The organism is Arthrobacter sp. P1_C12_2 (genome assembly GCF_056406415.1).
Window position 1 is genome coordinate 222,549 of record NZ_JBFUAF010000005.1, and the last position, 23,930, is coordinate 246,478.

The window sequence follows — 23,930 nt, forward strand, 5'->3', positions numbered from 1 at the left end:
TGCTTATTGGATGCATTTTGCGCATTTTGCTCACGTCCGTACCAACCCCAGGCAGGAGCCCGATGAAGCGCCGCACAGCTCTGCCGGCCCTGCGCTTTTCGACCCAGACACTGTTGCTGCAGCTCGGCGTCGTCGCGCTGGTGGTGCTGCTGAGCAGTGCCGTCCACGCCTGGCTGACCTACGACCGGCTGGGCCGGGAGGCGGAGAGCCAGGCGCTGACCCTGGCCCGGACGGTGGCCTCGGACCCGTCGGTGCGGGCAGAGGTCCAGTCCATCAGCGCCCTTCCCGCCGCTCCCCCGGCGGCCGAGCTGTTGTCCGGTCCGTTGATGGCTGCCGCGGAGGGTGCCCGGACCCGCACCGGGGCGCTGTTCGTGGTGATTACGGACGAGACCGGCATCAGGCTGGCGCATCCGGACGCGGAACGGCTGGGCGAAAAGGTCAGCACCGACCCCTCGGAGGCCCTCGCCGGCCGGGAGGTCACCACGCGAAACACTGGCACGCTGGGCCCGTCAGCCGGCGCCAAGGTCCCGGTGTACGGCCCGGACTCCGGAGCGGTGGTTGGTGAAGTGAGTGTGGGGTACTCCACCGAGACGATCAGCCAAAGCCTGGCCCGGGACATCATCCCCATCGCCGCCACGGCCGCCGGCGCGCTGCTGGCCGGCGTGCTGGCCTCCTTCCTGCTGCGGCGGCGGCTCCAGCGACTGACGCTCGGGCTGGAGCCGGAGGAGATCAGCACCCTGGTGCACGACCAGGTGGCCGTGTTGCAGGGGGTCGACGACGGCGTGATCGGCGTTGCGGCCGACGGTAGGGTCAGTGTTTTCAACGCCGCCGCCCAGCGGCTGCTCGGTGTTCCCGACCTCGCGGGCACCGCCTGGGCCACCGCGCCGGTGCCGCCGCAGCTGAAGGCCCTGACCCGGGCCGATGCGGCGGAGGGTGAGGCGGTGGAGCTCGTGGCCGGCGGCCGGGTCCTGGTGGCGAGCGCCCGCAAGGCCCTGCATCGTCGCGAGGACCTGGGCTGGGTGGTGATGCTCCGGGACCGGACCGAGCTGCAGCAGCTGACGCGCCAGCTCGACGCCGTCGGCACCATGTCCGCGGCCCTGCGGGCGCAGCGCCACGAATTCGCCAACCAGCTGCACACGATCGCTGGCTTCATGAGCATCGGCCAGCCCCAGCAGGCCCAGGACTATCTCGCCAAACTGGCCGGCACCGGGCCACTGGCGTTCCCGGTGGACCAGGGCGAGCTGCTCCAGGATCCCTACCTGCAGGCCTTCCTGGGCGCCAAGGGCGTCGAGGCGGACGAGCGCGGCGTGAGCCTGCGCCTCGGCCCGGAATCCGTGGTCCGCGGCCACGTCACCGAACCGCAGGACGTCACCACCGTCTTGGGGAACCTGATCGACAACGCAGTGGACGCCGCCGTCGCCGGTTCGGCGGCCGAGCGCTGGGTGGAAGTGGAAGTGCTGGACGAACCAGGCATCAACGGGGGCGCCGGCACACTTCACATTGTGGTGGCGGATTCCGGCGACGGCCTGGGCGCCGGAATGACAGCCGCGGAGGCCGAGGCGGTCTTCGCGGAAGGCTATACAACCTCGGACCGGCCGGCCCGGGCGGGCGCCGGGCAGGGCCTGGGACTGGCGCTGTCCCGCCAGCTCGCGCGCCGCCGCGGCGGAGACGTGCGGGTGCTCGAAGCCGGCTCCCCCGGCGGCCCGGGCGCCGTATTCGTCGCCACCCTGCCGGGAACCACCGAACCAGGGCCAACGCTGCCGGGAACCACCGAACCGGGTGCCACTGAGCCGGGTACCACTGATACACGCCGAGAGGACAACGATGTCTGAGGATTTCAGGGTGCTGATTGTCGACGATGATTTCCACGTCGCCAAGCTGCATGCCGCCTACGTGGATTCGGTGGCCGGCTTCCTGGCGCTGCCGCCGGCCGGCTCGGCGTCCCAGGCGCTGCAGGCCATCCACAGCCTGCGCCCGGACCTGGTGCTGCTGGACGTCTATCTCCCGGACGCCTCGGGCCTGGACCTGCTGCACCAGCTGGACGTCGACACAATGATCCTCAGCGCGGCCTCGGACACGGCCTCGCTGCGCCTCGCGTTCCGTCGCGGGGCACTGGGCTACCTGCTCAAGCCCTTCACGGCCGAATCCCTTTCGCAGCAGCTGCGCTCCTATGCACGCTACCGCCGGATCCTGGCCCAGCCGGGCTCCGTCAGCCAGGAAACGGTGGAGCGCGCCAAACGCGCCCTGATCCCGGGCGACGTCGTCGCCTCTGCGCGTCCCCGCTCCGCCACCGAGGCCGCGGTGCTGGAATCCCTGGTGCCCGGCGAGCAGTATTCGGCCGCCGACGTCGCCGCCCGGGTCGGTGTGTCCCGGGCCACCGCCCAGCGGTATCTGTCCGCGCTGGCAGACGACGGCGCCGTCGACATCCAGCTGCGCTACGGCACCACCGGGCGGCCCGAGCACCGCTACGGGATCCCCGCCGCAACCGGCCACTAGAAACGCAGGGCGCTTGTTGGTTGCGGGGTCACTGCGGCTGGCCGGCGGCGTCGTCGGGCCGCTTCTGGGCTGCCGCCTGCTCCGCCTCCACGGCCCGGTGGATGTTGCCGTGGATCATGTCGGTCCCGATGCGCTCGATCGCGCCGTCGCGCTCCAGGATCGCCCGAACCGCGGGCTTGAGCCGGGTCAGGCGTAAATTGACGTCCGACTCGCGGGCGAGGATCACGATGTCCGCCATCTTTGCTGCCCCCTGGGAGTCGACGAAGTTGATCCCGCCGCAGTCGAGCACAATCCCTGTGAGCCCCGGCGTTGACTGGATGACTTCGCGCAGACGGTCCTCCAGTGCGTCGGCGGTGGCGAAGAAGAGGCCGCCGTCGAACCGGATCACTGCAATGCCGGGAACGATCTCGTCGCCGGGGTGCCCGTCGGCTTCACGGAAGACCTGGGTGCCCGGTTCGCGGCCGAGGGCCGGCATCTGCGGGTGGGTGGCCACCCGGACGAGCCAGAGGAGCGAGAGGCCGATCCCGATGACGACGCCCGCGAGCACGCCGAAGATGAGGGTGCCAATGATCGCTGCGATCGCAATCCAGAAGTCGAACCTCTGCACCCGGGCAAGCCGCCGCAGCTCCGGAAGGTTCATCATGCCCATGACGACGGCCTCGATGATCAGCGCCGCCAGCACCGGCTTAGGCAGGATCGAGAACAGCGGCGCCAGGAAGAGCAGCGTGAGCAGAACTGTGACCCCCGAAGTGAGGGAGGCAAGGCCGGTCTTCGCCCCGGAGTGGTCGTTCAGCGAGCTCGCTGACAGACTCGTCGAGACGGGCATCCCCTTGAAGAGTCCTGCGGCAATGTTGGCCATCGACTGGGCTATCGATTCCTGGTTGATGTCGATCTGGTAGCGGTGCTTGGCAGCGAAGGCCCTCGCATCCCCGGCGGTCTGGGAGAAGCCGATCAGGACCAGCGCCACCGCCGCGAGGGCGACGGTGCCCACGTGGTCCCACATCAGCTGGCCGTCCGGAACCTGAAGCGAGGGCAGGCCGCTGGGCACGTCGCCCACCAGGGCCACGCCTTTGGCCCCGAGACTGAACAGCGCCTCGGCCAGCAATCCGCCCACCACCAGGACAAGGGCGCCTGGGACCTGGGGAGCGATGGCTTTCAGTCCGAAGACGACGGCCAGCGCGATGACCCCCACCACCACGGTGGTCGGCTGTGCCTCGCCCAGGGTGCCCAGCCAGGACCACAGTTCCTGGATGGGGTTGGAGCCGGTGACCTCGGTCCCGGTGAGTTTGGGGAGCTCCCCGATCACGACGTCGATCGCCGCGCCGAAAAGGAAGCCGGTGACCACGGCCTTCGAGAGGAACTGCGCAATCCAGCCCATCTTGAAGACGGCAAGAATCAGGAACAGGATCCCGGAGGCAAGGGTGATTCCGGCAACGAACGAGGCGACATCTTGCTCGCCGGTGATGCCTGCCGCGAGCACGGCACTGGCGGCCACTGCCGCCAGGCCCGAGCTCGGGCCCATCGAGATCTGCCGGCAGGTGCCGAAGATCGCATAGACGATGGCGCCGGCGGCCGCGGCATACAGGCCGTTCTGCAGCGGGATCCCGGCGATGCCTGCGTACCCCAGGTTCTTCGGAACGATCAAGGCCGCGACGGTGACGCCGGCGATCAAATCGCCGCGCAGCCACGAACGGTCGTAGGAGCGGAATTGGCCGATGAGGGGGATCCTGGTAGGCCTCTGCCCTTGCGCCTTGGTCATGCGCTCTTCATACTCCAAGTCCGGCGGTTCCGCCAGAGTCCCCTCGACAGCCACGCGGGGTCACTTACGGCCCACCCGGAATGCCGGAATCGGCCGTTAATGACCCCGCGTTAGTTGTTAGCTGGCGCTCTTCTGGGCGACGAGTTCGATCTCGACGAGCATCTTGGGATCCAGGAATGGCAGCACATGAACGAGGGAGAGCGTCGGTCGGATGTCGCCGAAGACCTCGCCGTGGGCTCGGCCGGATTCTTCCCACTTGGTGATGTCCGTCAGGTACAGCTTGGACTGCACCACGTCCTCGAAGCCGAAGCCGGCCTCGGCCAGCACTGCGCCGAGCTTCTGCAGGATGTAGCTGGTCTGGGAATAGAAGTCGTCGCCCACAATTCCGTCATCGCCGCTGGCAGCGGTCGCGGAGATGTAAAGGGTGTTGTCCACCTGAACAGCCCGGGAATAGCCGAGGGTCTGTTCCCAGGTGGAGCCGGTACCGAAGGTCTTGCGCATGATGGGCCTTTCGCTGTTGCCGCAAGGATCGGCATAACTGTAGGGCGCAAGACACTTGAGCCGCCAAACCGGGTGACTTTGTGTCGGCGGGCCTGAGCGGGGCGACTGCCCGGGCTAGAGCTCCTGGCGGTAGACGAGCAGTTTGATGTCCGTGCCCGGGACCAGCCAGTCGCGCTCCGGCGCCCGGAGGAAGCCGGTCTTCAGGTAGAGGCCGTGCGCGCTTTCCCAGCTCTCGCCCGTGGTCAGGGCCACGGCGTGGATACCGGGCAGGTTCCTGGCGTGCTCGATGATGGCCTGGACCATGGCCTTGCCGGCGCCGCTGCGCTGCACGGAGGGGTCCACCACGAGCATGCGGAACTCGAGCTCGTCGCTCCGGGCGATGTCCGCGTAGGGCTCCCCGGCGACCGCCAGCGTCACGGAGCCGAGGATCCGGCCCTCGCGCTCCGCGACCCAAACCGTCGCGGCCGCGGCACGCTGGGCGACGTTTTGGATCTGCTGCATGTACGGGTGGTCGGCGCTCTCGAAGTAGCCCGCCGCCAGGTAGGCGTCCCGGGTGATGCGCGCTATGGCGTCGAAGTCGGCCGGAACGGCGGGGCGAATGAGGATCTGCGAAGGCACCTGTCAATGGTACGGGCGCCTGGCGCGGGCGGTGTCCGGAAAGGCCGTTTCCGTGACTGAACTATCACTCAGGCCAATCACTCAGGCCCCGAGCCGGCCCGGCGAGGCGCGTTAGAGCGGGAACTTGCCGGAGAGTTCCAGCGGTCCGGCGCACGTCCATGCGGCCAGGCGCTCGTCGTCGGAGGGGCCGCCGGCCAGGGGGCTGGTGAGCCGCGGCCGGCGCACCCAGCAGCCTGCCTCCTCGGCGATCAGGGCACCGGCAGCGAAGTCGTGCTCGTTGAGCCCCCGCTCACCGAAGGCGTCGTGCGTGCCGTCCGCCACGAGGCACAGGTCCAGTGCCGCGGACCCGAGCCGGCGCATGTCGGCGAAGCCGTCCATCAGGCTGCCGAGGCCGGCGGCCTGTTCCGCCCGGACCACCGGATCGTAGCTGAAGCCGGTGGCCAGGATCTGCCCGGTCCGTCCGGGGACCGGGCCGAACAGGGCGGTCAGCTGGTCCTGTTCCTGGAGCCAGGCACCCTCGCCGCGGGACGCGTAGTAGGTGCGCCCCAGCGCCGGTGCGCTGACGACGCCGGCCAGCCAGACGCCGTCGGCGTCCGCCACCGCCACGGAGGTGGCGTAGTACACGATGTTGCGGATGAAATTGGTGGTTCCGTCGAGCGGGTCGATGGACCAGCGGTAGCCGCTGGGCTCCGCCGGCAATACGGTGCCGCCCTCCTCCCCCGTGATGATGTCCCACGGCCGGGCGGCGGTGATGACGTCCCGGACGGCGGCTTCGGCGGCGAGGTCAAAGGCGGTTACCCAGTCTCCTGAATCGCCCTTGTTGCTGACGTCCAGGGCGGCGGTCTTCCGGGTGGCCAGGACTGCGGCCCCCGCCGCCGCGGCCGACTTGGCCAGTTCCAGCAGCCCCGGAATGCCGGGCGCAGGCGGGCCGGCAGCGTGGGAGCTCATTCGGCCGCCGGCCCGTTCGCCAGCAGGGCACGGAAGCCGTCCTCGTCCAGGACCGGGACGCCGAGCTGTTCGGCCTTGTCCAGTTTGGTGCCGGCGTTCTCGCCCGCCACCACGTAGCTGGTGTTCTTCGACACCGATCCGGCCGCCTTGCCGCCGCGGATCAGGATGGCTTCCTTGGCCTCATCGCGGCTGAAGCCCTCGAGGCTTCCGGTCACCACCACGGTCAGCCCCTCCAGGGTCCTGGGCATGGACTCGTCGCGTTCGTCCGCCATCCGGACGCCGGCGTCCGCCCAGCGGTCCACGATGTCGCGGTGCCAGTCCTCGGCGAACCATTCAGTCAGCGCCTGGGCGATGACCGGACCGACGCCGTCGACGTTGGCGAGCTCCTCCTCGGAGGCCTGCCGGATGGCGAACATGCTGCCGAACGCGGTGGCGAGGGCGCGCGAAGCCCGCGGGCCGACGTGCCGGATGGACAAGGCCACCAGAATCCGCCACAGCGGCTGGGACTTCGCTTTCTCCAGTTCCCGGAAGAGCTTGTCCGTGGTGGCCGTGGGCTTGGACGGGGTCTTGGTGGTGGCCTTGGTGAAGAAGTAGGGCACCAGCTCGAATTCCCCGGTGCCGGCTCCCTTGGAGCGCTTCTCCCGGCGGACGCGGACGTCCGCGAGCTGCTCCGGAGTGAGGTCGAACAGTGTCGCCTCGGTGGTCAGCGGCGGCGCTGCGGGCTCGGCCGGCTGGGTCAGTGCGATGGCGGCTTCCCAGCCGAGGGCCTCGATGTCGAAGGCGCCGCGGCCGGCAAGGTGGAAGACGCGTTCGCGCAGCTGCGCCGGGCAGGACCGGGAGTTGGGGCAGCGGATGTCCACGTCCCCTTCCTTTCCGGGGGCCAACGGCGTGCCGCAGGCGGGGCATTCGGTGGGCATGATGAAGTCGCGGACCGGCGGGTCCTGCTGGTCCCGCAGCGCCAGCACGGGTCCAACGATTTCGGGGATCACGTCTCCGGCCTTGCGCAGCACCACGATGTCGCCGATCTTGACGCCCTTGGCCTTGACCACTTCCTGGTTGTGCAGGGTGGCCATTTCCACGGTGGAGCCGGCCACCTTGACCGGTTCCATCACGCCGTACGGGGTGACCCGGCCGGTGCGGCCGACGTTGACGGCGATGTCGAGCAGTTTGGTGTGGACCTCTTCGGGCGGGTACTTGTAGGCCACGGCCCAGCGCGGAACGCGGGTCGTGTACCCCAGGGCGCGCTGGGTGGCGAAGTCGTCCACCTTGATCACAATGCCGTCGATCTCGTGGGTGAGGCTGTGCCGCTTGTCGCCGTAGCGCTTGATGAATTCCAGCACGTCAGCCAGCCCGGCGAGGACCTCGAAGTACGGGCTGGTGGGCAGTCCCCATTCGGCGAGCTTGCGGTAGGTCTCCGACTGGCTCGCAGTTTCGAGTCCCTCGCGGGCGCCGATGCCATGGACGTACATCCGCAGCGGACGCTTGGCGGTTTCGGCCGGGTCTTTCTGCCGCAGCGAACCTGCGGCGGCGTTGCGCGGGTTGGCCAGCGGCGCCTTGCCGGCCTCGATCAGGGCTTCGTTGAATTCTGCGAAGGCCTGGGACGGGATGAAGACTTCGCCGCGGACTTCCATCTCGGCCGGGAAGCCGGTGCCGCTGAGCTGCTGCGGGATTTCCTTGATGGTCAGGACGTTATGCGTGATGTCCTCGCCGGTGGTGCCGTCCCCGCGGGTGGCGGCCCGGACCAGCGCACCGTCGCGGTACAGCAGGTTAACGGCCAGGCCGTCGATCTTCAGTTCGGTGAGCCACGACGGCGGGTTGCCGCCGTTGCCGAGCTTGGCGACGCCCGCCTCGGCCTTCACCATCCAGGCCTCAAGCTCCTCGAGCGAGAAGACATCTTCCAGGCTGTACATGCGCTGCAGGTGTTGGACGGCGGTAAACGCCGCCGATACCTCGCCGCCGACTTCCTGTGTGGGCGAATCGTTGGCCACCAGTTCCGGATGCATGGCCTCGAGCGTTTCCAGCCGCCGGTAGAGCTCGTCGAACTCGGCGTCGGAGATGGTCGGTGCGTCCTCCTGGTAGTACGCAAAGCGGTGTTTGCGGACGTCTTCCACGAGGTTCTCGTACTCGGCGCGGACGTCCCCGGACGGGACCTGCTCCCCCTCGGGAGGTTGAGGATCCGTGGCGTGCCCGGGGGCTTCTTCGGAGGCTTGTTCGGTCTCTGCTGCGGTCTTCCCTGTGCTCACAGACCTATCCTGCCCTAGATCACCGCCATTGTCCGGTCAGTGGGCGGTCAGGGGGCCGGGCGCGGGTCCGACGCTGACCGCGAGGTCAGGCGGGCGCATCCTCGCTTGCAGTCCGGGCGTCGACCACTATCGCCGTGATGTTGTCCCGGCCGCCGCTGCTCAACGCCGCCTGGATCAGTTCGTCCACGGCCACCTGGGGGTCGGCCTCGGCCGCGAGGATGCCCGCAATCTGCTCATCGTTCAGTTCCCCGTTGAGACCGTCGGAGCAAACCAGGATCCGGTCGCCGTCCTCGAGGGGAAGCAGCCAGTAATCGGCCTCGGAGTCGTGCCCGGTTCCCAGCGCCCGGGTCACAACGTGCCGGCGCGGATACACGGCGGCCTCTTCTTCGGTGATCTGGCCGGTGTCCAGGAGTTCCTGGACCTCGGAATGGTCCACGCTGATCTGCGCGAGCTGGCCGTGGCTGTACCGGTAGGTGCGTGAGTCCCCGATGTTGAGCACCAGCCAGTACGGAACATCCAGTCGCTCCACTACAACGACGCCGGACAGGGTGGTTCCGGCGCGCGATCCAGTGGCGTGACGGATGCCCGCATCGGCCATGAGCAGGTGCTCCTGCAGGATATCGGCCGTCGCGTCCCGGCTGCCGGTCTTGAACTGTGGCAGCTCGGCCAGGGTGCGCACGCAGATGGCGCTGGCAACTTCGCCGGCCTCGTGCCCGCCCATGCCGTCCGCCACGGCGAAGACGGGGTCGGCGGCAATGAAAGCGTCCTCGTTCGCCTCGCGGCGCAGTCCCCGGTCCGTGCCGTACCCGCAGCGCAGGCGCGGTCCCTGTTTCCCGTCCGACGGCGGGATGGGGGCGTCTGGCATTGGGTTCATGGCGGTCCTCAATAAAGTGGTGCGCGGCCGCAGTGGTGCGCGAGGGTAATCGGCGGTCACAATCCGGGCCGGATCGCAACTGCCGGTCCGACTATTGCATATGCGCCGCACAACTGAGAAGCCCGCCACGGGCTACCACCGGACTGATCCGGTGCTCAGTCCAGGATCAGGCCGCGGCCGCTGCCGGGCTGCAGCTGCACCGGGTGGATTTCACCGAACCCGCGGACGTCCTCGGCCGGGCGGGGCACCAGGACGAAGCGTTCGTCCTGGTCCAGCGCGGCCGCGGTCATCGAATCCACCAGCACGGTTCCGGGGTCCGCGAGGGCCGTCAGGCGGGCGGCGAGGTTGACGGTGGGCCCGTAGATGTCGCCGAGGCGGGAGAGGATGCGGCCCCAGACCATGGCCACGCGGGCCTGGGGCAGGATCTCGTCCTCGGTGAAGGCACGGCACAAGGCGAGGGAGATCTCGGCGCCGGCCGCGGGAGTCTCGGCAATGTAGAGGACTTCGTCGCCGACGGTCTTGACCAGCCGGCCGCCGCCAACGGAGATGATCTCGGCGCATTTGTTCTCGAAGCGCTGCACCAGCTGGGCGAGGGTCTTCTCGTTCATCCGGCGGGACAGGCTGGTGTAGGACACGAGGTCGGCGAAGCCGACGGCCCGCGCCAACGGCAGCGGCGAATCGTCCTCGTCACCTTCGCGGCCCTCTTCGCTGGACTGCAGCCCGGCCTCGGCCCGGACTGCCAGGCGCTGCACACCGGCGTTGAGCTGGCGGCGCCAGGAATAGACGAGCATTTCCTCGAGGGCGTCAATGAGGTTCGGCAATTCGCTGACGAGCCGCTTCCGCGCGACGGCGTCCGGCACGCCATGTTCCTGGACCATGTCCTCCACCAGGGCCTCGATCTGCCACACGACCATCCGGTCGGTCATCTGGCCGATGGCCCGGGTGATGGAGATCGCGGCTTCCTCGGTGAGCTTGCCGTCGCGCACCAGGTCCACGATGGTGGACAGGGCGGCCTTGTCGCGCTCGGTGAAGGCGACATCTTCATCCCCGAGGTTGGGAAAGCCGAGTGCGCGCCAGAGTTTCCGGGCTGAGAGCAGCGAGAGTCCGGCACCGGCAGCGACTTCGCGACGCCGGAGCTTGCGTTCGCCGCCCAGCAGCCGCGCCTCGAGGGCCTTGGCGGCGAGCCGCTCGGCGGAGATCGTCCCGGTGGGCGGGGCTACAGGCTCAGGCAGGGGTTCTAATTCGGGTTCGGCGGCGGGTTCGATGAGCACGCCGGTTTCGGTGAGCACGCCGGTTTCGGTGTCGAAGGCGGTCTCGGCGTCGCTGTCGGCGGCAGCCGAACCGGCGACGTCCTCGGGTTCCCGGGGCAAATCCGGGGCAGCGAGGTCGATGTCCTGGTGGACGTTCTCAGCGTTCATCTCTTCCACCTTCTCTCGTCTCCCACGGCCAGGCCTCGCCCGGGTGGTAGGTCGTGCCATCGGCGTTGTGGGTCATGTCGTCCGCCCCGGACGTCTCGCCCTTGGGGAGATCGTCGATGGCGTCCAGCAGGAAATTACGGAATGTCGCGACCTCCGGGACATCGGGAACCACCGTTCCAAGGGGGTACCCGGTCTCCAAGGATATATTCCCGGAGTGCAATAGGCGCTGCAACAACGATTGCTCAATGGCCACATGGCGGACGGCAGCGAGGGGAACCTGTTCATCGCGCCGCCGTAACATGCCGTAGCGGGTAACTAAGCGCTGGCTGGTCAGGATGTAGCGGGTGGCGTGCCACGCCATGACCCGCGGGAGGCAATAGCCCAGCAGTACCCACGCCGCCAACGCCAGGCACACGGCGACCAGCCAGGGCGTCCACTCCGTGGGGATGAGGGGTACGAGCCGCGCCGGGCCGCCCTTGACAACCCAGGCGCTGGCGTAGGCGGCCAACGCCGGAACAACAACGAACATCAGCGCCGGGACAATGAGCATCCTGGGCTGGGGCCGGGTCATCACAATCACTTGCTCTCCCGGCAGGAGCACTCTACGCATAACCGCTTTCTGCTCCACCGCTGCCGTCGCCCTGCCCGTCGGTCCTGGCCGGGCTCCACGGCCTCAGGTGCACGACGTCGCCGGCCGTCACCACATGTTCATGGCCCGCGGCGTCGACCACCAGGAGCGAACCGTATTCGTCCAGGCGCGTGGCGTGGCCGATGATCTCGTGATCGCCCGGGAGCTGGGCACGGACCTGCTTGCCGAGGGTCGACAGCAAGTGCTCCACCCGTTTGTGCAGCGACGGGCCGCCTGCCATGCCGGCGGCGGGGTCGCCGTCGGCGTTGCAGAAACTCCGGTAGAGGGTCGCGAAGCGGGACAGGTAGCTCTTCAGGAGTTCCGTCCGGTCCACTGTGTCCGGATTCTCCAGCAGCACGGACGTGGCCGTGGGAACCGGGAGTTCGGGCTCGGTCAGCGTGACATTCAGGCCGGTGCCGAGAATGACCGGCGGCGTGCCGGCGCCGCCGAGCGGGCCGAGCTGGGCCAGGATGCCTGCGATCTTCCGGCCCCGCACCAGGACGTCGTTGGGCCATTTGAGTTCCGCCGGAAGGCCAGCTGTGTCCGTCAGGGTCTCACGCAGGGCGAGGGCGGCCAGGAGGGAGAACCAGGAGTATCTGTGGGTCGGCAGCGGCCGGCCGGAGGCGTTGACCGGCCGGAGCACGAGCGAGACGGAGACGGAGCTGCGGGCCGGCGCCTCCCAGCGGCGGTCCAGCCGGCCGCGCGCGGCGCTTTGGTACTCGGCCGTCAGCACCGACAGGTCCGGCCACACGCCGGGATCCTCGGTCACACCGCGGAGGAGATCGGCATTGGTGGAGCCGGTGGACTCGACCACCGTCAGGCGCGGAATTCCGTTGGCGGACAGGAAGGCCTCATCGCTGAGGGCACTCAGGTCCAGGGGCGGACGGTCCGGGGTTTCCTGCACGGCTTCCATCCTTGAATCCTACCGAGGAAAGCGCACCGGGGCTCCGACCGGCTGACTCAGATACCTCCGCGGAAACTCCCCACCTTTGGCCGGCACGTCCGGCGTGTCGGCCGGACATGCCGGGGATTTCCGGCGTCCGGCCCCCAACTGAGGGGAAAATTCCGCAGGGCAGACGGCCACAAACACCCAGCAAGTTCAGAGGAAGATGTCCGGGACCAGCTGGTCCTCGGGCGCGCCGAGGCTGTACGGGCTGAAGTCCGTCACCCCTGCCGCCGCGAGGACTTCTTCATCCGTGTAGAAGTTTCCGCTCCGGCTGCCGCGCGCAGGGACCGCGTTGCCGCCGGTCAGCACGGCGTGGGCGGCGTCGGCCATGATTTCGGGGCTGCGGGCGCCCTTGACGATCATCTCGCCGCCGGGCATGTTGCGGATGGCCGCGGTGTCGATCAGGGTGCATGGCCAGAGCGAGTTCACACTGACGCCGTCGGCCTTGAGCTCCTCGGCCAGCCCCAGCGTGGTCAGGCTCATGCCGTATTTGGCCATGGTGTAGGCCAGGTGCAGTCCGGCCCACTTGGGATCCAGGTTCAGGGGCGGGGAAAGCGTGAGGATATGCCCGGCATCGGAAGCCCGCAGCGCCGGCAGGGCCATCTTCGAGAGCAGGAAGGTGCCGCGGACGTTGATGTCCTGCATGAGGTCGTAACGCTTCATGTCCACGTCGTCGGTCGAGGAGAGATCGATCGCCGACGCATTGTTAATCACGACGTCGATCCCGCCAAAGCGGTCCACGGCGGCGCCGACAGCGCCGGCGACGTCGGCGTCGTTGCGCACGTCACCGACCAGCGGCAAGGCCTGGCCACCGGCGTCCTCGATCTGCTCGGCGGCGCTATAAACGGTGCCCTCCAGCCTGGCGTGGGGCTGTCCGGTCTTGGCCATCAGGACGATATTGGCGCCGTCCCGGGCTGCGCGGAGCGCGATCGCCAGGCCGATGCCGCGGCTGCCCCCGGAGATGAGGACAGTGCGGCCCTGAAGGGAACCGGCGGCCTGGTACGGCCCTGCGGCGGTGCCCGAAGCATCATTGCTTGAAGTCATGCCCACACTCTAGCGGACCTATGTTACTGGCGGGTAACAAAGCGGTGCGGGAGTTTCGCGGCGGGAAAATTGTAGGTTCCCTACAGCGGCGCCCGCCAATACCGTCACTAGACTTGCCAGCAGAGCCCTGCTTTTGTGGATTCCAGCTAAAGGACCCCGCGGGACGGGCGCCGTACAACTTAGCTACAGAGCCGGAGAAACTTGATGAGCCACGATCTGACCACGACTGCGGGAAAGATTGCAGATTTCCGCGACCGCCAGGCCCGTGCCGAGCAGCCCTCCGGTCCGGAAGCGATTGCCAAGCAGCACGCGCGCGGCAAGAACACCGCCCGCGAGCGCATCGACCTGCTGCTGGATGCCGGCTCCTTCGTCGAATTCGACGCGCTGGCCGTGCACCGCTCCACCGCGTTCGGCATGGAGAAGAAGAAGCCCCTCGGCGACGGGCTCGTCTCCGGCTACGGCACGGTGGACGGCCGCCCGGTCGCTGTCTACAGCCAGGACTTCTCCGTCTATGGCGGCTCGCTGAGCCAGGTCAACGGCGAAAAGATCGTCAAGGTCCAGGAATTCGCGCTGCGCAACGGCTGCCCCGTGGTCGGCATCCTCGACGGCGGCGGTGCCCGCATCCAGGAGGGCGTCGCCTCCCTGGCGATGTTCGCGGACATCTTCCGCAACAACGTCCACGCCTCCGGCGTCGTCCCGCAAATCTCCCTGATCATGGGCCCCTCCGCCGGCGGCGCGGCCTACTCCCCCGCCCTGACCGACTACGTGGTCATGGTGGACAAGACCTCCCACATGTTCATCACCGGCCCGGATGTCATCAAGACCGTCACCGGCGAAGACGTGGACATGGAAACCCTCGGCGGCGCCCGGCAGCACAACGCCAACACCGGCACCTCGACCTACCTGGCCTCGGACGAGGCCGACGCGGTCGAGTTCGTCCGCGAGCTGCTGGATTTCCTGCCCTCCAACAACCTCGCCGAGGCCCCGGTGCTGGAGCACCAGCAGGAGCTGGAGGCCGACGACGACGACCTCGCCCTGGACGCGCTGATCCCGGACTCGGCCAACCAGCCGTACGACATGCGCAAGGTCATCGAGCAGATTGTCGACGACGCGCACTTCCTTGAAATGCAGTCCCTCTACGCCCCGAACGTGATCATCGGCTACGGCCGGGTGGAGGGGCACACGGTGGGCATCGTGGCCAACCAGCCCATGCAGTTCGCCGGCACCCTGGACATCGCGGCATCGGAAAAAGCCGCCCGCTTTGTCCGGCACTGCGATGCCTTCAACATCCCTATCATCACCCTCGTGGACGTCCCGGGCTTCCTGCCGGGCAAGGACCAGGAGTTCCAGGGCATCATCCGCCGCGGCGCCAAGCTGCTCTACGCCTACGCCGAGGCCACCGTGCCCAAGCTGACCGTCATCACCCGCAAGGCCTACGGCGGGGCCTACATCGTGATGGGCTCCAAGAAGCTTGGCGCGGACCTCAACCTCGCCTGGCCCACCGCCCAGATCGGCGTCATGGGCGCCCAGGGCGCCGTGAACATCCTGTACCGCCGCGAACTCGCCGCGGTGGCCCAGGACGGCGGCGACGTCGAGGCCAAGCGTGCCGAGGTGATCCGCCAGTACGAGGAAGAGCTGCTCAACCCGTACCAGGCCGCCCAGCTCGGCTACGTGGACGCCGTCATCGCACCGTCCGAGACCCGGGTGCAGATCATCAAGGGCCTGCGCGCCCTCCGGGACAAGCGGGCCGCCCTGCCCGCCAAGAAGCACGGGAACATCCCGCTGTGAGCCCCGAGACCCCAGAGGCACCCCTGCTTGCTGTCGTCAAGGGCGAACCGACGCCGGAAGAGCTGGCGGCGCTGGCCGCCGTCGTGCTGTCCCTGGCGCAGACCCAGCAGGCCGCACCGGAAAGCCCCGGCGTCCGGCACTGGGTCCGCCGGCAGCAGCTTCGGCTGGCGCCCAGGCCGGGTCCGGAGGCCTGGCGCCGCAGCCTCGGCTGAGCGGACCTGGTCAAGCGTCCTGGCCGAGCGGGCACCCGCACCCGAGTTCTGCACGGGAAAAGTTGCGCGCGAAAAAGTTCAGTGACTCTTTCATAACCACGGCGGCCGGGCTAGTCTCGTCGGGTGACTACCGAAATCATCGCCTCAGACAACACTGCCCCCGCGCGCCCGCAGACCGCCATTGACGCCGTCGCCGACGCCTACACGGACACCCTCATCCGGCTCAACCCGAGCTTTGCCACCGAGCTCGGCCTGCCCGGGCACGAGACCGAGTACCAGGACTTCTCCCCCGCCGGCCACGAGGAATTCGCGGCCGCGGCGCGCGAGGCACTCGCGGCGCTGGACGGGCTGGAGCCGGTTGACGACGTCGACGCCGTCACGCTCGACGCCATGCGCGAGCGGCTAGGCCTGAAGCTGGAAATCCACGAATCGGGCTGGGCCACGGCCGATCTGAACAACATCGCGTCCCCGTCCCAAGACATCCGCGCGATCTTTGACCTCATGCCGACGGATACCGCCGGGCAGTGGGAGCACATCGCGGGCCGGGCCCAGAATGTCCCCGCCGCGATCGACGGCTACATCGAGTCGCTGCGTTCGGCGATGCAGGACGGCAAGGTGGCTGCTGCCCGCCAGGTTTCGATCGTGATCGAGCAGGCCACCAAGCACGCCGCGGACGACGGCTTCTTCGCGAAGCTCGCCGCCGGCGCCAAGACCGCGGACGGCCCGCTCCCGGCGGAACTGCAGTCCCGGCTCGACGCCGGCGCGGCAGCTGCCCGGGTGGCGTACTCCCGGCTCGCGGGATTCCTCGAGTCCGAGCTCCTGCCCGTCGCACCGGCCAAGGACGCCGTGGGCCGCGCCCGCTACGCCCTGGCATCCCGGGACTTCCTCGGCGCCACCGTGGACCTGGAGGAGACTTACGCCTGGGGCGTCCAGGAGCTCGACCGCCTCATCGCCGAACAGGAACGGGTGGCCGGCGAAATCCGGCCCGGCGCCACGGTTGAGGAAGCCAAGGAGATCCTGAACAACGATCCCGCCCGCCAGCTCAAGGGCACCGACGCCCTCCAGGCCTGGATGCAGGAACTGTCCGACAAAGCCGTCGCCGAGCTCGCCGGCGTCCACTTCGAGATCCCGGACGTCATGAAAACGCTGGAGTGCCGGATCGCGCCCACCGATGAAGGCGGCATCTACTACACGGGCCCCTCGGAGGACTTCAGCCGCCCGGGCCGGATGTGGTGGTCCGTACCGGCCGGCGAGGACACGTTCACCACGTGGGCCGAGACCACCACGGTGTATCACGAGGGAGTGCCCGGCCACCACCTCCAGGTCGCCACGGCCACCTACCGCCGCGAGCTGCTGAACAAGTGGCGCCGCAGCGTGTGCTGGACCTCGGGCCACGGCGAAGGCTGGGCGCTCTATGCGGAGCGGCTCATGCAGGAGCTCGGCTACCTCAACGATCCGGGCGACCACATGGGCATGCTGGACATGCAGCGCATGCGCGCGGCCCGCGTGGTGTTCGACATCGGCGTGCACCTGGAGCTTGAGGTCCCGGAGCGCTGGGGCAGCGGCATCTGGACGCCGGACAAGGGCTACGAGTTCCTTAAGAAGAACCTTGCGATCAGTGAGGGGCAGCTGAAGTTCGAGTTCACCCGCTACCTGGGCTGGCCGGGCCAGGCCCCGTCCTACAAGGTGGGTCAGCGGCTCTGGGAGCAGATCCGCGAGCAGCTGGAATCCCGCCCCGGCTTCGAGCTCAAGGCATTCCACACGAAGGCCCTGAACATCGGCTCGGTTGGCCTCGACACCCTCAAGCGCGCACTCCTGGGGTAGGGCGGTCCCGGGAGCAGACATCTTCTCGGCACGCTGCCGRATGTCTGCTCCCGGGCCTCGGCCGGGAGACAATCGCCACATTCCGCYTGGGAATAACTTCACAATCGGGCAGTATTCCGGCGGAATTCCCGGGATTAGGCCGTCGCGGCAAAAATACTGGCCCGTAACATTTCTCAACATCCGTTCGTCATGCTATTCGTACCGGTCCTAGCGTGTTCCGGTGACCACTCAGACAAGCACCCCCGCACCTGCTGGAAAGACCGGGTTCCAGCTGCCCAAATGGGCCGGCTCGTTCGGCTTCCAGATCATCGCCGCCCTGATCGTCGGCCTGGGCCTTGGCCTGCTGGCGAAGTACACCGGCAGCACCAAGGCCAACCCCAACGCCCTCGGCACCACGCTGCAGACCATCGGCTCGAGCTACGTCTCGCTGCTGCAGACCGCCGTCGTCCCCCTGATCTTCACCGCCGTCGTCAGCTCCATCTCCAACCTGCGCGCCGTTTCCAACGCCGCCCGGCTGGCCTGGAACACGCTGCTCTGGTTCGCGATCACCTCGCTGATCGCCGTGCTGATCGGCATCGGCCTGGGCGTGCTGCTGCAGCCCGGCGCAGGCACCGGCATCAACCAGGAGGCCAAGTACGCCGGCAAGTCCGGTGACTGGTGGGCCTTCCTGACCGGGCTGTTCCCGAAGAACTTCCTGGGCCTCGGCGCGACCACCACGGTCACCGACGGCGTCGCCACCACAGCCGTGAGCTTCAACGTCCTCCAGATCCTGGTGATCGCGATCGCCGTCGGCATCGCCGCACTCAAAGTTGGCAAGGCGGCCGAGCCGTTCCTGGCCCTGAACGCGTCTGCCCTTGCCGTCATCCAGAAGGTCCTCTGGTGGATCATCCGGATCGCGCCGCTTGGCACCGTCGGCCTGATCGGCAACGCCGTGGCCGTCTACGGCTGGGACACCATCGGCTCGCTCGGCAAGTTCACCGTGGCGATCTACATTGGCCTGGCGCTTGTGCTGTTCGTGGTCTACCCCGTCCTGATCCGCAGCCACGGACTGTCCGTCCGGCAGTACTTCTCCGGCGTGTGGCCGGCCGTGCAGCTGGCGTTCGTCTCCCGCTCCTCGATCGGCACGCTGCCGCTGACCCAGCGCGTGACCGAACGCAGCCTGGGTGTCCCCCGCGCCTACGCCTCCTTCGCGGTGCCGCTGGGCGCGACCACCAAGATGGACGGCTGCGCGGCGATCTACCCGGCCGTGGCGGCGATCTTCGTGGCCCAGTTCTTCGGCATCCAGCTCGACTTCACCCAGTACCTGCTGATCGCGCTGGTGTCCGTGCTCGGCTCGGCCGCGACCGCCGGCACCACGGGCGCCGTCGTCATGCTGACCCTGACGCTCTCCACGCTGGGACTGCCGCTGGCCGGCGTCGGCCTGCTGCTGGCGATCGACCCGATCCTGGACATGGGCCGCACCGCCGTCAACGTGGCCGGACAGGCCCTGATCCCGGCCATCGTGGCCAAGCGGCAGGGCATCCTGGACGAAACGCTGTACAACGCGCCGCGGAACGGCGATCCGTTCAGCGACGACGTCGCTGACGCTTCCGGTGGCACTGCCGTCGACCCCTCCGCCGCCGCTCCCGCGGCCGGACGGGAAGAGCGCGAACTGGCTGACGCCAGGGCGTAGCCACTGAACGAGTCTTCACCAGAGAAGTCCCCGGGAATCCCCCGGGGACTTCTCTGGTTTAACCGGCGCCGGCCCGAATCGCCGGGGCCTAATGTCCGCCGATCACACCCTTTTCGGCCGCCTTGGTGACGGCGTCCGCTTCTGCCTGGGTCAGGGTCCCGTCCTTGACCGCCTGGTCCAGCCGGGGCTTCAGCGCCGCGGCGTGATTGGCCTGCTCGGCGGCGCGCATTTCCTCCAGGGCCGCGGTGACCTTGGCTTCATCGATGCCGAGCGATTTCGCCAGGGAGGCGGCCAGGGCCTTCTGCATTGCGGCGCGGTCCGGCTTCTGCCCCGGCTGCCCTGGGGCCGGCGGGGTGGCCGGCCTGTTGGCTTCGCGGAAGGCCTTCAGGGCGTCGGTGACCTTGGCCTCGTCGACGCCGAGCTTGGCGGCGAGTTCCTTGGCGCGGGCGCCCGACTCCGCACCGCCGTGGCCGTGGTGTCCGCCGCGCATGCCGTAGCCGTCGGCGAAGTTGTTCCCGGGGGCACTCGAGCTCGGCGTCGGGGTCGGCGTCGTGGTGGCGGAGGCCATCCCGGCGACCCCGAGCCCGGCGCCCAGTGCCACGGCCGCGGCCCCGAGGCCGAGCGCGATTTTGGTGGTGCGTGACATCTGCTGTCTCCTGGATCTGCCGCGCGGTGACGGCGCTTGAAGCTGATGGTTCGTCCGGGGAAGGCTGCTCCACGAGCACCTCCAGTCTGCACCCGCCCCAGCAGAGATAGCTGTTTCCCAGCTTTCACTTTCCTGTGAATCCGGCATAGACGCCCAGGCGGCAAGACGGCGGCAAAAGTGGATAGGCTCTGGGCATGCTGATCGTCACATCGAACGACATCCCGGGCCACCGGATCGACGCCGTCTTCGGCGAAGTCATGGGCCTGACCGTCCGGTCCCGGGACATCACCGCCCAGGTCATGGCGGGCCTGCGTTCCCTGGGCGGCGGCGAGGTCCTGGAAATGACGCGAGCCCTCTACGACAGCCGGCAGGATGTCATGGCCCGAATGGTGGCCGAGGCCGAGCAGCGCGGCGCCAACGCCATCATCGCCATGCGCTTCGACACGTCAGCGATCGGGCAGAACTGGACGGAGATCTGCGCGTATGGCACCGCCGTATTTGCCATTCCGCTCTCGCAGAATCAGCCCGGAGCCACGGGCCAGTCCATCTACCTGACCAATTCCGGCGGCGCGGCAGCCCAGCTCAAGCCCTGAAAATACTTGCCCAGAGTGCAAACATGCACGTAGTGTAAGCGCGTGCCCTCATCACCATCCCCCTCTGCCTCCCAGGCCGCCGCCTCCGGCGAACCCGGGGTCCCCTCGCGCCGCGAACTGAACAAGGCCGCTACCCGGCAGGCCATCACGGACGCCGCCATGGACCTGCTCCGCACCCGGGGTCCCGGAAACTTCACGGTGGAGGACATCGCCGACGCCGCGGGCATCTCCCGCCGCACCTTCTTCAACTACTTCGGCAGTACCGAGGCGGCGCTCGCCTCGGTGACGTTCGGCTTCCTGGACACGGCACTTCAGCAGTTCCGGCTCCGGCCGGCAGGCGAGCCCATCCTGGAATCGGCCCGCGCAGCCCTCGTTGAACTGGCCGATCCCATGACTGTGGCACCGGTGGCCGAGCTCTACAGCCTGGGCCAGACCAATCCCCAGCTCAGCCGCTCCGAGCTGGAAGCCTGGGACCACTGCACCGAACAGATCATCGACGCCGCCCGCGAACGCTTTGCGCTGACGGCGGGCGGCGACGTCGACGAGCTGTATCTCCGCGCCCTCGCCGGCTCCGTCATCTCATGCGGAAAAGCCGCCATGGATGTCTGGTTCGCCCGCTGCGGCGGCGACCTGACCCCCGAGTCCCTGTCCATCCTGCGCCAGCTCCTCATCGATTCCATGGGCCTCCTCGGCTCCGGATTCGCATCCCACTCCCCCGCCACCCCTTCCCCAGATCGGCACTGACATGGCCCTGTTGCTCTACCGTCTCGGCAAGTTCTCCTACCGCCACCGCTGGCTCGTCATCTCCCTCTGGCTCGCCGTCCTGGTGGCCGTCGGCGGCGCGGCTGCCGCCTTCCACGGCACCATGTCCAACAACTTCCAGATCCCCGGCACGGAAACCCAGCAGATGGCGGACAAGCTCAAGCAGGAGCTGCCCAAGTCCTCCGGCGGCTCGGCCGGCATCGTGTTCGAGTCGCAGAACGGCCAGTTCACCCAGGAAGGCAAGGACGCGGTCTCGGTTGCGCTGACCAAGCTGAAAGCCCTTCCCGACGTTCAGGGCGCCGTGGACCCGTTCGCCACCCAGGCCCAGCTGGACAAGGCCGTCACGGATCTAGCCGCCGGCGAGCAGCAGGCATCCGCAGGACAGTCGCAGCTGGACGCGTCGGCCGCCCGACTGGCCGCTGGCAAGGCCCAGCTGGCCGCCGCCGAACAGCAGATGGCCGCGGCCGGCATGTCCCCCGAGGCCATCGACGCCCAGCTCGGCCAGCAGAAGGCCGCCCTCGCCGCAGGCCAGGAAAAGCTCGACGCCGGAACCAAGGAACTCGAGGCCGGTGCGGCCAAGCTCGCCCTGGCCAAACGCCAGCTTGAGGCCTCACAGGGCATGCGGTTCGTGTCCGAGGACGGCACCGCGGCAATCGCGCAGGTCCAGTTCAAGACCTCGATCAACGGGCTGGCCCCCGCGGTGCGCCAGCAGGTCCAGGACATCGCCCACGAGGTCTCGTCTGCGGGCGTGACCGCCCTGGCCAGCAAGGAAATCACCGAGGATGTCTCCGAACTGTTCGGCATCTCCGAGATCCTCGGCATCGCCATCGCGGCCCTGGTGCTGATCGTCATGCTGGGAACCCTGATCGCCGCCGGGCTCCCCCTGCTGATGGCCCTGGTCGGTGTGGCAGTGGGCGTCGGCGGCACCTTCGCCCTCAGCGGCGCCGTCAACATGAGTTCCATCTCCCCGATGCTGGCACTCATGCTGGGCCTCGCCGTCGGCATCGACTACTCGCTGTTCATCGTCAACCGGCACCGCGGCCAGCTCCTGGCCGGCATGGACGGGGAAGAATCCGTCGCCCTCGCCACCGGCACGTCCGGCAACGCTGTGCTGTTCGCGGGCCTGACGGTCATCATCGCCCTCGCGGCCCTCGTCATTCCGGGCCTTCCCTTCCTGGCCGTGATGGGCCTGTCCGCCGCCGCAACGGTGGCAGTCGCCGTCGTCGTCGCCCTGACCCTCACCCCGGCCATGCTGTCCCTGATCGGACCGAGGCTCATCTCCCGCCGGGTCTGGGCCAAGGCGGAGAAGCACAACGCCGCCCCCGGGCACGAGAGCGCGGACCGTGCCCGCGACGAACGCCGCAGCAAACAGGGCTGGGGCGGCCTCGTCACGCGGCACCCGGTCCTGGCGCTGCTGGCCGGGGTCCTGCTGTTGGGCATCGTGGCGCTGCCGGCCAGCCAGTTGCGGCTTGCGCTGCCCGACGGCGGGTCCGAGCCCGTGGAGTCGCAGGCGTTCAAGGCCTATGACGTCACCGGCCGCAGCTTCGGCGAAGGCATGACAGGCCCGATCGTGGTGGTGGGCGACTTCCCCGCCGGCCTGAGCGCGGACGAAGCCACGGCCAAGCAGCTCGACGTCGCCGATATCCTCCGCGGCACGGCCAACGTCACCGCCGCCATTCCGGTGGCCCTGAGCGAGGACCGCCGCACCGCGGTGTTCCAGGTCATTCCCCGGGAGGGTCCGGCCAGCGCGAGCACGGTCAAGGTGGTCTCCGAGCTGCGCGCCGAAAAAGACCGCATCAAGGAATCCACCGGTGTCAGCATCGGCCTCACGGGACAGACCGCCGGCAACGTCGACGTCTCCTCCAAGCTCGGTGATGCCCTGCCCCCGTACCTGGCCATCGTCGTCGGGCTGTCCCTGATTCTGCTGCTCCTCGTGTTCCGCTCCATCGTGGTGCCGCTGCTGGCCACGGGCGGCTTCCTGCTCTCGCTGGCGGCCTCCTTCGGAGCCGTCGTCGCGGTCTACCAGTGGGGCTGGCTGGGGACAGTGTTCGGCGTCGAAAACCCGGGCGCAGTGCTGAGCTTCCTGCCGATCATCCTGATCGGTGTGCTGTTCGGGCTGGCGATGGACTACCAGGTGTTCATTACCTCGGGCATGCGCGAGTCCTTCATGCACGGCGAATCGGCCAAGCATGCTGTCCGCACCGGCTTCAGCCATGCCGCTTCCGTGGTGACCGCCGCCGCCATCATCATGGTCAGCGTGTTCGCCGGCTTCATCTTCTCGCACCTGAACATGGTCCGGCCGCTGGGCTTCGCGATGGCGTTCGGTGTCCTGGTCGACGCGTTTGTGGTCCGCATGACGATCGTCCCCGCCGTGATGTACCTGCTCGGCGAAAAGGCGTGGTGGCTGCCCCGCTGGCTGGACCGGGTCCTGCCGGACGTCGACGTCGAGGGCGCCAAGCTCCGGCCCGCGGCTTCAGCCTCAGCCCAAAGCGAGCCCGAGCCGGAGGAGATCGGCGCGCGCTGACAGTCACAGCTTGCCGACGAGTTGCCCTAAAGCCGCCCGCTGATCATTCCGATCGGCGGGCGGCTTTTTCGTGCGTGCAACTCGGGAAGGCTTGTGGGTCCGTTCGCCGCTCAAGCCGCCGATGAGCCGGCAGACTTCACCCGCTTGAGCGTCTTCGAGCGGTGGCGCTCGTCGCGGCGCTGGCGGCGGGACTCCGTGCTCGCTTCGCCGGTAGGCGATCCGGGCAACGGTGGTGCGGTGGAGTGGTAGGTGTGGCCGGTGGGGGTGGTGAGTTCGATGGTGTGCCGTGGTCCTGGGCGTGGGATGGCGGTCCAGCCGGGGGTTTCTTTGGTGTGGTTGCAGGCTTCGCAGAGTCCGGCGCCGTTGTCCGTGGTGGTCGGGCCGCCGGTGTGGTGGGGGATGATGTGGTCCAGGTGGCGGATCGGCGCGTCGCA

Annotated in this window: 21 protein-coding genes; 9 read left to right on the forward strand and 12 right to left on the reverse strand. The window is 68.5% G+C overall.

Translation table 11 applies throughout. From position 1 onward, the window contains the following. The first annotated feature begins 62 nt into the window (after positions 1–62). Positions 63–1,832, forward strand: a complete 1,770-nt coding sequence (locus AC1DZQ_RS08060) for a sensor histidine kinase (RefSeq protein ID WP_476963017.1) — start codon at positions 63–65, stop codon at positions 1,830–1,832. Further along, on the forward strand, positions 1,825–2,496 hold the full coding sequence (locus AC1DZQ_RS08065) for a response regulator (RefSeq protein ID WP_476963018.1): 672 nt from the start codon (positions 1,825–1,827) through the stop codon (positions 2,494–2,496). Before AC1DZQ_RS08060 ends, AC1DZQ_RS08065 begins: the two co-directional genes overlap by 8 nt. 28 nt (positions 2,497–2,524) lie before the next feature. Here AC1DZQ_RS08065 and AC1DZQ_RS08070 read toward each other — a convergent pair whose 3' ends face one another. The 10 genes from AC1DZQ_RS08070 to AC1DZQ_RS08115 all read right to left on the reverse strand — a co-directional run bounded on the left by AC1DZQ_RS08070 (position 2,525) and on the right by AC1DZQ_RS08115 (position 13,475). Continuing rightward, on the reverse strand, positions 2,525–4,255 hold the full coding sequence (locus AC1DZQ_RS08070) for a SulP family inorganic anion transporter (protein ID WP_476963019.1): 1,731 nt from the start codon (positions 4,253–4,255) through the stop codon (positions 2,525–2,527). A 117-nt stretch (positions 4,256–4,372) separates the two neighbouring features. Then, the gene (locus AC1DZQ_RS08075) at positions 4,373–4,756 is read right to left on the reverse strand and encodes a RidA family protein (protein WP_476963020.1); all 384 of its coding nucleotides are present in this window, start codon (positions 4,754–4,756) and stop codon (positions 4,373–4,375) included. 114 nt (positions 4,757–4,870) lie between these two features. Beyond that, positions 4,871–5,374 carry a GNAT family N-acetyltransferase gene (locus AC1DZQ_RS08080; protein ID WP_476963021.1) on the reverse strand — a complete coding sequence of 168 codons (504 nt, stop codon included), beginning with the start codon at positions 5,372–5,374 and terminating at the stop codon, positions 4,871–4,873. Positions 5,375–5,485: 111 nt separating this feature from the next. Further along, the gene (locus AC1DZQ_RS08085; protein WP_476963022.1) at positions 5,486–6,322 is read right to left on the reverse strand and encodes an inositol monophosphatase family protein; all 837 of its coding nucleotides are present in this window, start codon (positions 6,320–6,322) and stop codon (positions 5,486–5,488) included. Next, a complete protein-coding gene (ligA, locus tag AC1DZQ_RS08090; protein WP_476963023.1) occupies positions 6,319–8,565 on the reverse strand; it encodes an NAD-dependent DNA ligase LigA in 2,247 nt (748 codons plus the stop codon). The genes AC1DZQ_RS08085 and ligA overlap by 4 nt, the downstream gene beginning before the upstream one ends. Before the next feature lie 85 nt (positions 8,566–8,650). Further along, complete coding sequence (locus AC1DZQ_RS08095; protein WP_476963045.1) at positions 8,651–9,430, reverse strand: PP2C family protein-serine/threonine phosphatase; 780 nt, start codon at positions 9,428–9,430, stop codon at positions 8,651–8,653. Positions 9,431–9,594: 164 nt separating this feature from the next. After that, positions 9,595–10,857, reverse strand: a complete 1,263-nt coding sequence (locus AC1DZQ_RS08100) for an adenylate/guanylate cyclase domain-containing protein (protein WP_476963024.1) — start codon at positions 10,855–10,857, stop codon at positions 9,595–9,597. Further along, on the reverse strand, positions 10,847–11,467 hold the full coding sequence (locus AC1DZQ_RS08105; protein WP_476963025.1) for a PH domain-containing protein: 621 nt from the start codon (positions 11,465–11,467) through the stop codon (positions 10,847–10,849). Before AC1DZQ_RS08105 ends, AC1DZQ_RS08100 begins: the two co-directional genes overlap by 11 nt. Further along, entirely contained in the window at positions 11,460–12,398 is a 939-nt protein-coding gene (locus AC1DZQ_RS08110; protein ID WP_476963026.1) for a biotin--[acetyl-CoA-carboxylase] ligase, read from the reverse strand. The genes AC1DZQ_RS08105 and AC1DZQ_RS08110 overlap by 8 nt, the downstream gene beginning before the upstream one ends. Positions 12,399–12,584: 186 nt before the next feature. Beyond that, positions 12,585–13,475, reverse strand: a complete 891-nt coding sequence (locus AC1DZQ_RS08115; RefSeq protein ID WP_476963027.1) for an SDR family oxidoreductase — start codon at positions 13,473–13,475, stop codon at positions 12,585–12,587. A gap of 204 nt (positions 13,476–13,679) precedes the next feature. On the opposite strand from AC1DZQ_RS08115, the gene AC1DZQ_RS08120 reads away from it, so the two are divergent. The 4 genes from AC1DZQ_RS08120 (at position 13,680) to AC1DZQ_RS08135 (ending at position 18,971) form a co-directional block, all read left to right on the forward strand. Further along, positions 13,680–15,263 carry an acyl-CoA carboxylase subunit beta gene (locus AC1DZQ_RS08120; protein ID WP_476963028.1) on the forward strand — a complete coding sequence of 528 codons (1,584 nt, stop codon included), beginning with the start codon at positions 13,680–13,682 and terminating at the stop codon, positions 15,261–15,263. Beyond that, positions 15,260–15,475, forward strand: a complete 216-nt coding sequence (locus tag AC1DZQ_RS08125; protein WP_476963029.1) for an acyl-CoA carboxylase subunit epsilon — start codon at positions 15,260–15,262, stop codon at positions 15,473–15,475. The genes AC1DZQ_RS08120 and AC1DZQ_RS08125 overlap by 4 nt, the downstream gene beginning before the upstream one ends. Before the next feature lie 123 nt (positions 15,476–15,598). Beyond that, entirely contained in the window at positions 15,599–17,299 is a 1,701-nt protein-coding gene (locus AC1DZQ_RS08130) for a DUF885 domain-containing protein (protein ID WP_476963030.1), read from the forward strand. Between the two features lie 220 nt (positions 17,300–17,519). Beyond that, positions 17,520–18,971 carry a dicarboxylate/amino acid:cation symporter gene (locus AC1DZQ_RS08135; RefSeq protein WP_476963031.1) on the forward strand — a complete coding sequence of 484 codons (1,452 nt, stop codon included), beginning with the start codon at positions 17,520–17,522 and terminating at the stop codon, positions 18,969–18,971. Positions 18,972–19,059: 88 nt separating this feature from the next. On the opposite strand, the gene AC1DZQ_RS08140 is transcribed toward AC1DZQ_RS08135, so the two are convergent. Continuing rightward, entirely contained in the window at positions 19,060–19,617 is a 558-nt protein-coding gene (locus AC1DZQ_RS08140; protein ID WP_476963032.1) for a hypothetical protein, read from the reverse strand. A 194-nt stretch (positions 19,618–19,811) separates the two neighbouring features. Between AC1DZQ_RS08140 and AC1DZQ_RS08145 the strand changes: the two genes are divergently transcribed. From AC1DZQ_RS08145 to AC1DZQ_RS08155, 3 genes are read left to right on the forward strand one after another with little or no spacing between them, the layout of a single operon-like run. Further along, the gene (locus AC1DZQ_RS08145; protein ID WP_476963033.1) at positions 19,812–20,210 is read left to right on the forward strand and encodes a YbjQ family protein; all 399 of its coding nucleotides are present in this window, start codon (positions 19,812–19,814) and stop codon (positions 20,208–20,210) included. A 42-nt stretch (positions 20,211–20,252) separates the two neighbouring features. Beyond that, the gene (locus tag AC1DZQ_RS08150; protein WP_476963034.1) at positions 20,253–20,954 is read left to right on the forward strand and encodes a TetR/AcrR family transcriptional regulator; all 702 of its coding nucleotides are present in this window, start codon (positions 20,253–20,255) and stop codon (positions 20,952–20,954) included. A gap of 1 nt (position 20,955) precedes the next feature. Further along, positions 20,956–23,496 carry an MMPL family transporter gene (locus AC1DZQ_RS08155; protein ID WP_476963035.1) on the forward strand — a complete coding sequence of 847 codons (2,541 nt, stop codon included), beginning with the start codon at positions 20,956–20,958 and terminating at the stop codon, positions 23,494–23,496. 110 nt (positions 23,497–23,606) lie between these two features. Here AC1DZQ_RS08155 and AC1DZQ_RS08160 read toward each other — a convergent pair. Continuing rightward, a partial coding sequence (locus tag AC1DZQ_RS08160) for an HNH endonuclease (protein ID WP_476963036.1) occupies positions 23,607–23,930 on the reverse strand: 324 nt, incomplete at its 5' end.

Bases quoted from the DNA above. Each gene is read 5' to 3' on its own strand.
- AC1DZQ_RS08060 (WP_476963017.1), top strand. From the start codon at position 63: ATGAAGCGCCGCACAGCTCTGCCGGCCCTGCGCTTTTCGACCCAGACA.
- AC1DZQ_RS08075 (WP_476963020.1), bottom strand. From the start codon at position 4,756: ATGCGCAAGACCTTCGGTACCGGCTCCACCTGGGAACAGACCCTCGGC.
- AC1DZQ_RS08100 (WP_476963024.1), bottom strand. From the start codon at position 10,857: ATGAACGCTGAGAACGTCCACCAGGACATCGACCTCGCTGCCCCGGAT.
- AC1DZQ_RS08120 (WP_476963028.1), top strand. From the start codon at position 13,680: ATGAGCCACGATCTGACCACGACTGCGGGAAAGATTGCAGATTTCCGC.
- AC1DZQ_RS08070 (WP_476963019.1), bottom strand. From the start codon at position 4,255: ATGACCAAGGCGCAAGGGCAGAGGCCTACCAGGATCCCCCTCATCGGC.
- AC1DZQ_RS08110 (WP_476963026.1), bottom strand. From the start codon at position 12,398: ATGGAAGCCGTGCAGGAAACCCCGGACCGTCCGCCCCTGGACCTGAGT.
- AC1DZQ_RS08145 (WP_476963033.1), top strand. From the start codon at position 19,812: ATGCTGATCGTCACATCGAACGACATCCCGGGCCACCGGATCGACGCC.
- AC1DZQ_RS08085 (WP_476963022.1), bottom strand. From the start codon at position 6,322: ATGAGCTCCCACGCTGCCGGCCCGCCTGCGCCCGGCATTCCGGGGCTG.
- AC1DZQ_RS08155 (WP_476963035.1), top strand. From the start codon at position 20,956: ATGGCCCTGTTGCTCTACCGTCTCGGCAAGTTCTCCTACCGCCACCGC.
- AC1DZQ_RS08140 (WP_476963032.1), bottom strand. From the start codon at position 19,617: ATGTCACGCACCACCAAAATCGCGCTCGGCCTCGGGGCCGCGGCCGTG.
- AC1DZQ_RS08095 (WP_476963045.1), bottom strand. From the start codon at position 9,430: ATGCCAGACGCCCCCATCCCGCCGTCGGACGGGAAACAGGGACCGCGC.
- AC1DZQ_RS08115 (WP_476963027.1), bottom strand. From the start codon at position 13,475: ATGACTTCAAGCAATGATGCTTCGGGCACCGCCGCAGGGCCGTACCAG.
- AC1DZQ_RS08105 (WP_476963025.1), bottom strand. From the start codon at position 11,467: ATGCGTAGAGTGCTCCTGCCGGGAGAGCAAGTGATTGTGATGACCCGG.
- AC1DZQ_RS08065 (WP_476963018.1), top strand. From the start codon at position 1,825: ATGTCTGAGGATTTCAGGGTGCTGATTGTCGACGATGATTTCCACGTC.